At 37.0% G+C, this 12,799-nt stretch carries 12 protein-coding genes; all 12 read left to right on the top strand.

Annotated elements, in window-relative coordinates:
• Window positions 1-37 precede the first annotated feature (37 nt).
• The 12 genes from argC to C7958_RS08145 all read left to right on the top strand — a co-directional run bounded on the left by argC (window position 38) and on the right by C7958_RS08145 (window position 12,772).
• Window positions 38-1,132, top strand: a complete 1,095-nt coding sequence (gene argC / locus C7958_RS08200; protein WP_111572192.1) for an N-acetyl-gamma-glutamyl-phosphate reductase — start codon at window positions 38-40, stop codon at window positions 1,130-1,132.
• 30 nt (window positions 1,133-1,162) lie between these two features.
• Window positions 1,163-2,032 (top strand): acetylglutamate kinase, encoded by an 870-nt coding sequence (gene argB / locus C7958_RS08195; RefSeq protein WP_111572191.1) that lies wholly within the window; start codon window positions 1,163-1,165, stop codon window positions 2,030-2,032.
• A 116-nt stretch (window positions 2,033-2,148) separates the two neighbouring features.
• Complete coding sequence (locus tag C7958_RS08190) at window positions 2,149-3,345, top strand: aspartate aminotransferase family protein (RefSeq protein ID WP_111572190.1); 1,197 nt, start codon at window positions 2,149-2,151, stop codon at window positions 3,343-3,345.
• Window positions 3,346-3,402: 57 nt separating this feature from the next.
• The gene (locus C7958_RS08185) at window positions 3,403-4,335 is read left to right on the top strand and encodes an AEC family transporter (RefSeq protein ID WP_111572189.1); all 933 of its coding nucleotides are present in this window, start codon (window positions 3,403-3,405) and stop codon (window positions 4,333-4,335) included.
• A 174-nt stretch (window positions 4,336-4,509) separates the two neighbouring features.
• Entirely contained in the window at window positions 4,510-6,411 is a 1,902-nt protein-coding gene (locus C7958_RS08180) for an SEC-C metal-binding domain-containing protein (protein ID WP_111572188.1), read from the top strand.
• A gap of 163 nt (window positions 6,412-6,574) precedes the next feature.
• The gene (locus tag C7958_RS08175) at window positions 6,575-7,126 is read left to right on the top strand and encodes an ECF transporter S component (protein ID WP_111572187.1); all 552 of its coding nucleotides are present in this window, start codon (window positions 6,575-6,577) and stop codon (window positions 7,124-7,126) included.
• Window positions 7,127-7,338: 212 nt separating this feature from the next.
• On the top strand, window positions 7,339-8,076 hold the full coding sequence (locus tag C7958_RS08170; RefSeq protein ID WP_111572186.1) for a hypothetical protein: 738 nt from the start codon (window positions 7,339-7,341) through the stop codon (window positions 8,074-8,076).
• A gap of 2 nt (window positions 8,077-8,078) precedes the next feature.
• Entirely contained in the window at window positions 8,079-8,657 is a 579-nt protein-coding gene (locus C7958_RS08165; RefSeq protein WP_243834304.1) for a hypothetical protein, read from the top strand.
• 288 nt (window positions 8,658-8,945) lie between these two features.
• Window positions 8,946-9,548 (top strand): HAD family hydrolase, encoded by a 603-nt coding sequence (locus C7958_RS08160; protein WP_111572185.1) that lies wholly within the window; start codon window positions 8,946-8,948, stop codon window positions 9,546-9,548.
• A gap of 5 nt (window positions 9,549-9,553) precedes the next feature.
• The gene (locus C7958_RS08155) at window positions 9,554-10,210 is read left to right on the top strand and encodes a DUF47 domain-containing protein (protein ID WP_111572184.1); all 657 of its coding nucleotides are present in this window, start codon (window positions 9,554-9,556) and stop codon (window positions 10,208-10,210) included.
• 23 nt (window positions 10,211-10,233) lie between these two features.
• Window positions 10,234-11,277, top strand: a complete 1,044-nt coding sequence (locus tag C7958_RS08150) for an inorganic phosphate transporter (RefSeq protein ID WP_111572183.1) — start codon at window positions 10,234-10,236, stop codon at window positions 11,275-11,277.
• A 97-nt stretch (window positions 11,278-11,374) separates the two neighbouring features.
• Window positions 11,375-12,772, top strand: a complete 1,398-nt coding sequence (locus tag C7958_RS08145; RefSeq protein WP_111572182.1) for a mechanosensitive ion channel family protein — start codon at window positions 11,375-11,377, stop codon at window positions 12,770-12,772.
• Window positions 12,773-12,799: the final 27 nt, after the last annotated feature.

Below are 12,799 nucleotides of genomic sequence, written 5' to 3'. Positions count from 1 at the left end.
TTTTGATAGTCAGTTGAGTCTTAAAGGAGTTGAGCAGATGAGAAAAGTTTCGATAGTTGGAGCTACCGGCTATGTGGGAATTGAGCTAATGCGGCTTTTACATGAGCATCCAGAAGTTGAAATTAAAGATTTAGTTTCCAAAAGCAGTGCCGGCCAGAGACTGGTTGATCTTTATCCACAGTTTAGAGCTTCGAGTTTAAATGATTATCAGCTAATTGCAATGGAAGATTTTGAACCGGAAGCAAGTGACCTGATATTTACAGCTCTACCTCACGGAGTTTCGCAAAATATTGTGGGAGAACTTTACGGTAAAGGTACAAAAATTATAGACTTAAGTGGTGATTTTCGCTACCATAATGTAGAAGTTTATCAGGAATGGTATGGTGTGGAGCATCAGCACCCTGAGCTGGCAAAAAAAGCCGTCTACGGACTGGTAGAATTAAATCGAGAAAAGATTGAAAAGGCTGATTTAGTGGCAAATCCTGGCTGTTATGTTACAGCATCACTGCTTGGAATTTTACCACTGCTGCAGTTTTCGAAGGCTGATCTCAGTTCGATTATTATTGATGCTAAATCCGGGGTCAGTGGAGCCGGGCGCAGTTTAAAACAAAATTTACTTTTTACGGAGACTCATAACACAATCAAGGCTTACAGTCCGGGGGTCCACAGACATAGTTCGGAAATTGAATATATATCAAATCAGTTTCTGGCAGGAGAATATGAGCTGGAGCCGGGGAAAGTAGATTCTGATAAATCGGCAGCTAAAAAAAGAGCCAGCGTGTTATTTACTCCGCATCTGGTTCCAATTAAAAGAGGAATTTTAGCAACAATTTATCTTAATTTGAAGGAGAAAAGTTCTGAGGCAGAAATTCTGGAACTATATCAGCAGGCCTATAATCAGGAAGGTTTTGTAGAGGTGCTGGTAGATCAGCTGCCGGAAATTAAAAATGTAGCTGGTTCAAATTTTGCCCAGATTGGTTTTAAATATGATCAGCGCACAGATAGAATTATTATTGTTTCTGCCATTGATAATATGCTCAAGGGAGCAGCCGGACAGGCAGTCCAGAATATGAATCTTATTTTTGGGTTTCCGGAAAATACCGGTCTTAAAGCAACAGCATTATTTCCTTAAATATTATTTAGCAGCAAGGAGGAGAGTACAATAGAAGAACTAATAGAAAAGGCAAATGTTTTAATTGAAGCTTTACCATATTTTAAGGACTTTTTTGGCAAGACTTTTGTGATTAAATATGGCGGCAGTATTATGGCAGATGATGAGTTAAAGGAAAAATTGATTGAGGATATTACTCTGCTTAAATATGTAGGAATTAACCCCGTTATTGTTCACGGTGGGGGCCCGGCGATTAATAAAACTCTGGACCGCTTAAATATTAAGGCAAATTTTATCGATGGTCTGCGGGTAACTGACAAAGAAACAATGGAAATTGTCGAGATGGTGCTTTCAGCTCAGATTAATAAGGAAATAGTGGCCCTGATTAATAAGATGCAGGCTAAGGCAGTTGGAGTTTCCGGTAAGGATGGCAATTTAATTCGAGCAAAGAAGAAGGAATATAGTGATCCAGAAAAAGATTTAGGATTTGTAGGTGAAGTTGAGCAGATCAATCCGGAGCTAATAGAAAAGCTAATTGAAGACGGCTATATCCCAGTAATTGCACCAGTTGGAGTCAATGATCAGGGTGAAGGTTTAAATATCAATGCCGATAGTGTGGCTGGAGAACTGGCAGCTTCCTTAAAAGCAGAAAAATTAATCTATCTGACTGATGTTAATGGAATTCGCTATGATGCAGATGATGCGGACAGCAGAGTTTCACAGCTGACATTTAACGAAATAAAAAAATGGATTGCAGAAGGCAAGATTCAGGGTGGAATGCTGCCCAAAGTTGAAGGCTGTATGCAGGCTGTAGAGAGTGGAGTAATTAGAACCCACATTCTGAATGGTCTGGTAGCTCATCCACTGCTTTTAGAAATCTTTACTGACCAGGGAGTAGGAACAATGATTGTTCAGGATTAGAGGTCTGAAATTGAAGTAGAAAAGCAGATTTGATCTTTTGTCAGTAAAAATCAATTTTAAAGATTATTGTATTTCAGGATAAATTATTTCTATTATTAGAAGGGAGAATTGATAAGATGGAAATAGAAGAGATTGTTGAGATGGATCAAAATCATTTTATGAATGTTTACAGCGGCAGATATCCACTTTATGTTGAAAGAGCTGAGGGGATAAAAATCTTCAGCAAAGATGGAAAGGTATATCGTGATTTTCTGGCTGGAATCGGAGTTAATGCCTTAGGTTACAGCAACCAGCGTTTTAAGGAGGCCTTAAAAGATCAGATAGATAAAATTATTCACTGTTCTAACCTCTATTACATAGAGCCTCAGGCGGAGCTGGAAAAAAAGTTATGTCAGAACTCATGTTATGACCGGGTATTTTTTGCCAACAGTGGTTCGGAAGCAAATGAAGGAGCCTTAAAGCTGGCCCGCAAGTATTTTAAGAAAAAGGGGACTAATAAGTTTGAGACTATTACAGCTGATAAATCATTTCACGGTCGGACAATGTCAACTGTAACTGCAACCGGTCAGGATAAATACAAAAAACCATTTACTCCTCTGCCAGAAGGATTTTACACAGTGCCTTTTAATGATCTGGAAGCTCTAAAAGAGGCGGTAACTGACAAAACTGCAGCAATTATGCTGGAGCCAATCCAGGGAGAAGGTGGAATTTATCCGGCAGAAAAAGAATATCTAGAGGGTGTGCGCAAACTCTGTGATCAAGAGGATATTCTCCTGATTTTTGATGAGGTTCAGTGTGGAATGGGCAGAACCGGTGAACTTTTTGCCTATCAGAATTACGGTGTGGAAGCCGATATAATAACCCTCGCCAAGGCTTTAGGTGGTGGAGTTCCTATTGGAGCTTTTATGGCCAGTGAGGAGGTTGCTTCAGCTTTTGAACCTGGTGATCACGGAACAACCTTTGGTGGTAATCCGCTGGCAACCAGAGCGGCTTCGGAGGTAGTTGATATTATGTTGGAAGCTGGATTTCTGGAAGCTGTTAAAGAAAAAGGGATTTATTTAAGAGCTGAATTGGATCAACTGGTGGCTGAAAATGAGAGTTTAATTGAAACCCGGGGTCTCGGGCTAATGCTGGCCTTAGAGTTTGACGAAAGTCTGTCAGCTAAAAAGATGACCAATCAACTTTTTGAGCGCGGTTTTCTGGTTAATGGAGTTAAAGAACATACTCTGCGTCTGCTGCCGCCATTGGTTGTAGAAAAAGAAGATATTGATTTATTAATAGAAAATATTAAAGAGATAATTGCAGAAAAATAACAGAGTAAGCTGTCTTGTTTAAATTTGCAGGCTGAAAATATAAGGAGTAGTTTTTTAATGAATGTTTTTTTCTTCATTTTAATTAATAATATAGCACCAATCTTTTTTATAATTGGCCTTGGTTATGTGCTGGAAAAAACTTTTGAACTTGATATTTATTCATTTTCAAAAGTGAATTTTTATGTTTTTGTGCCGGCCCTGGTCCTGGTCAAAGTTTATCAGACTGAAATTCAATTTGAATTAATGCGGGCAATAGTCTATGCTTTTACTTTTTTAGCAGCGATGACTCTGCTGGCTGTTTTGATGGCAAAATTTAGAGATTATAAAATGGCAAGAGCAAGTGCTTTTAAAAATTCGGTTATGTTTTATAATTCAGGAAATTTTGGGATACCTCTGATTACTCTTGTCTTTGCCGGAACTGAATATGCAGCCTATGCAGTCTCAATTCAAATTATGGTTTTAATGGTTCAAAATTTAACTACAAATTCTATCGGCTTTTATAATGCAGGTAGAGGACAGATGGATGTTAAAAACACACTGATTGCTACAGCTAAAATGCCCAGCTTATATGCGGTAATCATTGCTTTATCATTAAAACTTATTCCTTTTAATATGGCTGAATTTTTTATCTGGCCTGCTTTTGAATATATGCATGATGGACTGATTTCAGTAGCTCTGTTGACTTTAGGGATTCAGCTTTCGCTGGCCAAACTGGAACTAAAGGATCTGGATGTTTATCTTGCCAGTTTCAGCCGCTTAATTGGGGGGGCGCTGATTGCATTTGTTTTGATTTACTTACTGGGAATTGAGGGAGTTATGGCCCGGGTGTTATTTATTTCTTCGGCTGTACCCTCTGCAGTTAATACTGCCTTAATCGCGGTCGAATTTAATAATGAGCCAGATTTTGCCTCCCAGGTTGTGTTAACAACAACCTTATTGAGTACGGTTACTTTAACAGCTGTTATTTATCTTTCTGGAATCTTGTTTTAAAAAATATAAGCTCAATTATGTTAATAATAACTTTAAATAAGGCTGCTGTTCTGCTATAATTAAAAGAGATGAAAATTTAAATAAAAATCGATTGAGCTCCAGAAGCTTTTTAGCTTGATGGAGCTCTATTAATGTAAAAAATATTAGATTGGCTGAAGAAAGGTTGGGAAAAAAATGGATAAAAGATTAAAAGGTCTAAAAGAAAGTATAGCTAAAAGACGAGAAAAAGATACGGTTCGCTCTTACAGCATTGGCCGCAATGAGCCCTGTCCCTGCGGCAGCGGCAAAAAGTTTAAAAAATGCTGTGCCCGCAGCAATCCAGATCAAAGTGTGGAGGAATATTTTGAGGCAGTGAAAGAGGCAGAAAACGAGGAAGAGGTACTAAACTTACTTAAAGAAGCTGTAAAAGGCTATCCTCTGGAACATAGATTTCTGCTGCCCTTAATTGTTTATACCTTACAGAGCAATAATTATCAGCAGGCCGGAAAATATTTAAGACATGCCTGGCAGCTGATGGGTACTGATCTGGATGAAGCATTTATCTCACCACTGGTAAATATTATGCTTGACCAGGAAGAAATTGATGAGGCAGAGTCAGTGGTGCGTCAGGCTTTAGAGGAAAAGGGAGAAAGCATTCCTCTTTTAATTGCTTTAGCTGAGGTTTATAAAAAAGGACAGAACTTTCAGCGAGTTAATGATATCATTGACCGGGCAATGCAGATTGATCCCGAAAATTTACAGCTGATTGTTTTCCGCCTGGAGACTTTAATGGATTTAGATGATGTAGTCAGTGCTCTCAGTCTCTTTGAGAAATATTATGAGCAGCTAAAAGAGTATAAGCAGATGCGGGTAATTTCATTTTTAGATGAGTTTATTGAAGAAAGATTTAATCTGGCTGAAAATAAAGAGCTGAAGAAAAAAGAAGCATTATCTCAGGCTGCAGAAATATTCAATGTTTTTCAGCAGCTGGATAATCTCAAAATGAGTTCAGCTGAGAGTGAAGGTAGAGAATTATTAAATGAAATTAAAGATCTACCTCCTAAAAATTCTCAGATAGCCCTTGATATTCTGGCCCGCTATCTGGCCGCAGAATTATATGATGATTTTGCAGAATTTGCAGAAAAGCTCGAAGCCGAACATATGAAAAATCCTGATTTCTTGAGGCTCCTATTCCTGGCTGATTCGCAGCAGGGTAAGCTAAATGATGCAGAAGCAAAGATAAAAACTGCTTTTACCATTGAAAAGAGCCGCAAAGATGGTCATTTCCATAACTGGCAGGTAGCTTCTGATTATTTAAGATTTTTAGTTGAACACGGTGATGATCAGGACTTAGCTGATTTTGTAAGTGATTTTGCTGAACTTCTGGAAGAAGCGGGTAATCTGCTGGCGAGTTTAATGATGTTAATTGAAAGTGAAGAGGCCAGAAATTATCAAAAAAATCTTCTGGATAAACTGCTGAAGTTAATTGATGCAGGCCTGATTGATCAAATTCAGCCAAAAGATATCTATAATAATCGTTTATTCATCAGTCTGGCCGCCCTGGATGGAGATGAAACAATTTATGATCAGGGTCGAGAAATGACTACTCAGGAATTAAAAGAAGTTATCTCGGAAGTAGAAGCTGCAGGTGTTGATACTCCCGCCTTAAGTTATGCTAAAATAAGGCTCTTAAAGTATAAGTCGGAACTGGAACAGGAGCAAAAGGAAGAGTTGATCAAGGCAGTTAAAGATGCAAGTGTAGAAAGCTACTTTGATACAGTTGCCTATTATGAAACTATCCTTAGATTTGCTGATCCGGCTCCAATTTTAACAGAAATTCCGCATGGAAAATATTTAGATGATGAGTATCTGGATTTCTATAGACTAATTGCAGCCTTAAAACTTAACTATTATGAAATGGGAACAGAGCTCTTCCACCGGCAGCTGATGCGGGAAAGTAAAAAGAATAAAGTAATGAGTTATCTGGTTCGACTGCTGCGCTACTTTAAGGAAGATAAGCTGATTGAACATTTTAAAGCAATGGAAGTTGATCAAATAATTATCAATTATTTAAAGAAGCTGACCGAAAAAAGATAAATTAAAATATAAAATAAATAGAGTTTAAGAAAAAATTCCTAAAAACACTTGTTATTCAAGTAGATTATTATTATAATATAGCTATAACAGCAGGGGCGGAATCTTAAGTTTAAGAGCTGCACCCAGTAAAAGCTGTTAAATACAATAAGTTTAGTCCACCTGGATCAATGGACTGGGATGGGAGGAAAAGAAAATAAAACTCAAAACAAGACAGATTGTAATTGCTGGTATGTTGGGAGCTATTTCTATTATTTTAGGTGCTACAGGACTGGGGTTAATTCCCTGGCCCAGTGCAGCAGGTCATGCAACAATAATGCATCTGCCTGCTATTTTAGGCGGTATTATCGAAGGGCCGATAGTTGGACTTTTAATTGGATTAATTTTTGGGGTATTCAGTTTTATTAGAGCAACCAATCCAATTTTTGCTGATCCAGTTATTGCCATTTTGCCAAGACTCTTTATTGGAGTTGCTGCCTATTATGCCTACCGTTCGACAAAGAATTTCAATCAGAGTTCTTCTTTGATTCTGGCGGGAGCAGTTGGTACTATTGTTAATACAGTTGGAGTTTTATCTTTAGCTGTTTATCGGGGTTATCTACCTTCAAGTGCTGCTCTGGCAGTAGCATTTACAAATGGGATTCCGGAAATTATAGTAGCAGCAGTATTTTCTTTAATTATTGGTAAAGCTTTAATTAACTTTCAAAAAAATAGTTAATAATAAAAAGACTGGAGGGCTTAACTCCAGTCTTTTTTCTCAGTAGGATAATATATTAGTACCAGGTACAAAACGGTCGTTTTGTACCTGGTACTAAAGAAATAATTCACATTAATTTACTTTTTTGACTTCATTACTCCATTTAATGTATAATATAATATATAGATTATAGGAGTAAACAACTCCATTAAGGCTTGAGAGGAGGAGTTAAAATGAAAGATAAGCAAAGAATTAAAGAAGTACTGGAGAATACTGAGATATTGCTTGAGCCAGACGATTTAATTTCTACCGAACATGATACAACTCTTCACTATTATGTACTCAGCAAGCCATATTATCTGGATGAATTTCCGGAGGAAGGTCCAGAAACAAAGGTGAGAGAAGGAAAAATCACCTGGGAAAAGCCAAAGCTTTTGACTCCGGATTATATGATAAATATGAGCGGGTTTAGTGGTGAAGCCAGGGATGCTATGCAGATTATTGCCCAGGAAAACCCTGATCTGGCCGGATTGCTTTATAAGATGAATTATAAAAAACAATCAATTAGTACCTTTACTATTGCTAGAGAAATTGAAGCTTCCGAAGCAGAAATAAGAGATGATATAGATGAAGATGATAATAGTTTAACTGTTATTATTAAGGGAGTAGATGAGCTCTGGGATGTTTCATTGATGAAGTTTATTCAGACTCTAATGCTCAAAAGTGCCTATAAATCTCAGCTGCCTGATTATGAGGAAAAAGGATTTTTGAGCACAGATGATAAGGGCTACTCTGTAGTTACCAGAAATCTCGAAGGACTGCCAATCGCAGCCAGTGAAGAGATCGAAAAAATGTTTGAGATGGTTAAAGATGGTGACGAGGATCCTTCAAAATTAAAAAGGGAACTTGATCGCTGGGGAGTTTTTAATGCATATCAGGATAGATTTTTTGATCTGTTTAGGGAGGACTGATAATGATGAAAAGTGCTTATGAAATTGCAATGGAAAGAGCGGATGAAGTTTATGGTACAGATGATGAGGATGTTAATTCCTTAGAGATTAGAGAAGAACTGAAGGAAATTATGGCTCCGTTTTTTAAAGAAGAAATGGATGCTGAAGGTTTATGGCATCAGCTGGAAGATAAAGAAGAAGAATATTTAGATGAAGCTCAGCTGATGTTAATTGAATCAATTGGACTTCGTAATTCTTCTGAGCAGATAAAAAGGCGCAAAGAAGCTGTTGTTGCTGTTGAATCACTAAAAGAGGGTGGAAATACTACTTTTTTTGAAAAACAGTTTACTCAGGCTCAGAGCCTGCAGCAGCAGTATCAGACTCAGAAGAAACAGCTGGATGAGCAGGTAAAACAACATCTGGAGCAGGCTCAGGCTCAGGGACAGAATCCGATGGCTGCTGCTCAGGGGAATGATCAGGGCCAGAGTGGAATGAATGCTCAGATGAAACAGCAGCTGGCTCAGAAGGTTTCAGAATTTCAGGAAGGTTTTAATAAACGCTTCAATAAATTAATAGAAAAAATGAAATCAGAAATAGAGTAAAGTAATTAAAGCTTAATTTTGATTATTATTACTTAGATAGTGTTAATAGTATTTGCTCTCTCAAAAAAATAATGCTAAATTAACCCTGCTCTGACTTTATAATAAGTCCAGCAGGGTTTTATTTTATCTATTATCTGCTAATAAACAGGAGAACTTTAATCAAGCTAGAATATTATATATTAAGAAGATATTTAGGTACCGGGCACTTGTAAATTTTTGTCAGATTAAGCTTGATATTTTTTACAAAAATTTACAAGTGCCCGGTACCATCAAGATGGAGGCTGAATAATGATTAGAAATATTATATTCGATCTGGGTAATGTACTTCTTAATTTTGATCCGGACAGTTATTTAAAAAAATTAGGTTATAGCGGGGAAATTAAAGATAGATTAAAGGCAGAAATATTTGAAACAGAGGAGTGGCTGATGCTTGATCGGGGAACTATAACTCAGGAGCAGGCAGTTGAAAAATGGCAGCAGCGCAATCTTGAATTAGAGGAAGAGATTGCAGATGTGATGTCAGAGTGGGAAAAAATGCTTACTCTAAAAGAAGATAGTTTAGAAATTTTAAAAAATTTAGCTGCCAGAGATTTTAATTTATATATATTATCAAATTTTCATCAGCAGGCCTTTGAGCATGTCAGCAGTAAGTATGATTTTTTCAATTATTTTGATGGTCGGGTGATTTCTGCAGATATCGGGATGATCAAACCTGAGCTGGAGATCTATCAACATCTTTTAGATAAATTCAACTTAAAAGCGGAAGCAACACTTTTTATAGATGATTCTCAACCGAACATCAAAGCAGCCCTTAAAAAGGGAATTAGAGTAATTCATTTTACGGATGCAGCTAGTTTAGGAGCGGAGTTAAAATTATATCTCAGGGAGTGACAAAAATGCCTCATATTTTATTTGGTCGATCCAAAGAGCTGGAAATCGAAATCACAGAATATTTAGACCTGGTTAATCAGGGGGCTTTAACTTTTAAAAGAGATCTCAAAAGATATATCAAAAAAGATTTTGAACTTTTCGAAGAGGCCCTGATAGACATCAAGGAGATTGAAAATAATGCTGATGAGCATCAAAAAGATATTAAGTATAAGCTCTATAAATATATGCTGATACCTGATTCGAGAGCTGATGTCTTAAATATTATTGAAGAAATTGACACTATTACTGATCTGGCAAAAGAAGTGATTTATGAGATTTCTATAGAAAAACCAGTAATTCCGGCTCAACTGGAAAGTGATTTTTTAGAGCTGGTGGAAAACAGTGCCGAGGCCGTTGATATGCTGGTCAAAGCAGTCAGATCATTTTTTGAAGAAATTGCCCAGGTTAATGATTATGTAAATAAGGTCCATTTTTTTGAACATCAGGCAGATAAGAATGAGGAGAGGTTAAAAAGAAGAATTTTTTCGGAGGAATGCCAGGAAGTTGAGATAGCTTATAAGCTGCAGTTGAGATATTTTATTGAAGAGATTGCCGCCTTATCTGATCAGGCAGAAATGGTTAGTGAAGAAGTATCAGTAGCAGCTGTAAAAAGGAGAATTTAAATCAGTAAATGGTGGTGTAAAAAATGATTGAAGTTATTATTTATCTCTCCAGCGGCCTCTTTTTGGGATGGTCCCTGGGTGCCAATGATGCGGCCAATATTTTTGGAACTGCGGTTGGCAGTAAAATGGTTAAATTTTCTACCGCTGCTTTAATCATGACTATTTTTGTTATTTTAGGTTCAGTAGTCAGCGGAGCAGGGGCCTCCCATACTCTGGGAGCTTTAGGTCAGGTTGGAACTCTGCCTGCTGCCTTTGTTGTGGCCTTTGCAGCAGCAGTTGCAGTCTACTGGATGACCAAACTGGGTCTGCCTGTATCTACCTCTCATTCAATTGTAGGAGGCATTATTGGCTGGAACCTTTATTCCGGTTTTGCTACAGATTTAGGAGTCTTAAGAGAAATTGTAGGAGCCTGGATATTTTCGCCTATTTTATCTGCTGTTTTTGCAGTAGTCTTATTTTTCATTTTTAAAAAATGGTTAAATAACGCCAAAATTCATCTGCTGCATCTTGATTTTTATACAAGATGGGGATTATTAATTGTAGGAGCCTTTGGTGCTTATTCCCTGGGAGCCAATAATATTGCCAATGTAATGGGAGTCTTTACCGGGATTATGGAGATTCCTGATTATAATATTGGTCTGCTAACACTTAGTGGTGCTCAGCAGCTATTTTTACTCGGTGGGATTGCAATTTCTGTTGGAGTTGTCAGCTATTCTAAAAAGGTGATGCTTACTGTCGGCTCTAACATAATGGATATTTCTCCCATTGGGGCTTTTATAGTAGTCCTGGCAAGCTCAACAACTCTTTTTATTTTTGCTTCTGCAACTTTAAAAGATTTTTTGATAATGCTTGGACTGCCTTCTTTACCACTGGTCCCGGTTTCTAGTTCACAGGCTGTGGTCGGTGCAGTTTTAGGACTGGGTCTGGCTAAAGGAGGAAGAAATATTAACTTTAAGCTGCTGGGTAAAATTGGAGTTGGCTGGATACTAACTCCAATTACAGCGGCGGTTATTTCCTTTATTTTATTATTTTTTATGCAGAATGTTTTTATCAGATCAGTCGTTTAAAATATAATATCAGGAATAAAGCTAATAAATTTAATTTTTAAAATAGCTAACAAAAATAATAATTTAAATAAATAATAAGAATTAAAGAGGTGAGTTAATGTTTGAGAACATTCAAGTCGAAGGATACTTACAGCAGATAATGGACAAAATTCAAAACAGTCTTTTAGTCTGGTCTAATTTATTAGAATTAATTGTTTTTATTGTCCTTACTGCCTCAGCTTTTTTTCTTTCTAAATTTTTATACAGTCATGTCGAGGACTTGCTGAGTAAAATCAAGGCTTTAACAAAACGTAAAAAACTGAGAATTATTGATCAATTATTATTTCCTTTAATTTTAATGATTTTAATCGGGTTTTATTTTGTTGCGGCAGCGGCCCTTAACCTGCCGACTGTAATTATTGGTATTTTTGGCAACCTGGTTTCAGCCTGGCTGATTGTTAAAGTTATTAGTCTATTTTTTCCCCGCAACAGGATGTTTCGTTTTCTTTCTGCTTTAATCTGGATAATTGCAGCTTTAAGAATTTTAAATATTTATCAGGAAACAATTAATTTGTTAGATAGTTTAGCTTTTAACAGCGGAAACTTGCGTATTTCGTTATTATTAATAATAAAGGTAGTAATTATATTTAGTGTTTTATTCTGGCTGGCTGGAAAATTAAGCCGCCTGATAACCGGAAGGATTGATAAGAGTGAGGATCTTACGCCCTCTGTAAAAGTTTTATTAACCAAGATAGCCAAGTTTTTAATTTTCACATCTGCAATCTTATTTACTCTAAGTGCAGTTGGGATTGACTTAAGTGCCTTTGCTTTCCTCGGTGGTGCTATTGGTGTTGGCTTAGGTTTTGGACTGCAGAAAATTGTCTCTAATTTTATCAGTGGAATTATTATTCTGGCAGATAAATCAATTAAGCCAGGGGATGTGGTGGAAATTGGAGATGTCTACGGCTGGGTTAGAAAACTTGATACTCGTTTTGTATCGGTAGTAACTCGTTCCGGCAAAGAATTTTTGATTCCAAACGAAGACTTTATCACAAAAGAAGTTATTAACTGGTCCTATAGTGATGAGCTGGTCCGAGTTGAGGCCAAAGTTGGAGTTGCTTATAATAGTGATTTAAGATTAGTTCAGGAATTGATGATGCAGTCCATTACAGAAAAGGAAAGAATTTTAACAGACCCTGCTCCAAATGTGCTTTTGATGGGTTTTGGTGACAGCTCAGTTAATTTTGAGCTCCGTTTCTGGATCAGTGACCCACGAAATGGAATCCAGAATATCCGCAGTCAGGTACTGCTTTCTATCTGGGATAGTTTTAAGGAAAATAATGTTGAAATTCCATTTCCACAGCGAGATCATCATCTGAAGTCCCTACCAGATGACCTGAATAACTTTTTAAATCAAAATAGGGAGATTAAGCAAAAAGATAAGGCTAAGAATAATAATTCGGAGAATAAAGGTCAGGATAATAATGAACAGGATAAGCTGGATAAAGATGGTTAAGAATCGTAATTCTTTGTTAAAGTTTAA

The sequence above is a fragment of the Halanaerobium saccharolyticum genome, assembly GCF_003259895.1.
GTDB lineage: Bacteria > Bacillota > Halanaerobiia > Halanaerobiales > Halanaerobiaceae > Halanaerobium > Halanaerobium saccharolyticum_A.
This window is presented reverse-complemented; position numbering and strand designations above follow the sequence as displayed.

Bases quoted from the DNA above. Each gene is read 5' to 3' on its own strand.
- C7958_RS08155 (WP_111572184.1), top strand. From the start codon at position 9,554: ATGCCTCATATTTTATTTGGTCGATCCAAAGAGCTGGAAATCGAAATC.
- C7958_RS08185 (WP_111572189.1), top strand. From the start codon at position 3,403: ATGAATGTTTTTTTCTTCATTTTAATTAATAATATAGCACCAATCTTT.
- C7958_RS08150 (WP_111572183.1), top strand. From the start codon at position 10,234: ATGATTGAAGTTATTATTTATCTCTCCAGCGGCCTCTTTTTGGGATGG.
- C7958_RS08190 (WP_111572190.1), top strand. From the start codon at position 2,149: ATGGAAATAGAAGAGATTGTTGAGATGGATCAAAATCATTTTATGAAT.
- C7958_RS08170 (WP_111572186.1), top strand. From the start codon at position 7,339: ATGAAAGATAAGCAAAGAATTAAAGAAGTACTGGAGAATACTGAGATA.
- C7958_RS08165 (WP_243834304.1), top strand. From the start codon at position 8,079: ATGATGAAAAGTGCTTATGAAATTGCAATGGAAAGAGCGGATGAAGTT.
- C7958_RS08180 (WP_111572188.1), top strand. From the start codon at position 4,510: ATGGATAAAAGATTAAAAGGTCTAAAAGAAAGTATAGCTAAAAGACGA.
- C7958_RS08160 (WP_111572185.1), top strand. From the start codon at position 8,946: ATGATTAGAAATATTATATTCGATCTGGGTAATGTACTTCTTAATTTT.
- C7958_RS08145 (WP_111572182.1), top strand. From the start codon at position 11,375: ATGTTTGAGAACATTCAAGTCGAAGGATACTTACAGCAGATAATGGAC.
- argC (WP_111572192.1), top strand. From the start codon at position 38: ATGAGAAAAGTTTCGATAGTTGGAGCTACCGGCTATGTGGGAATTGAG.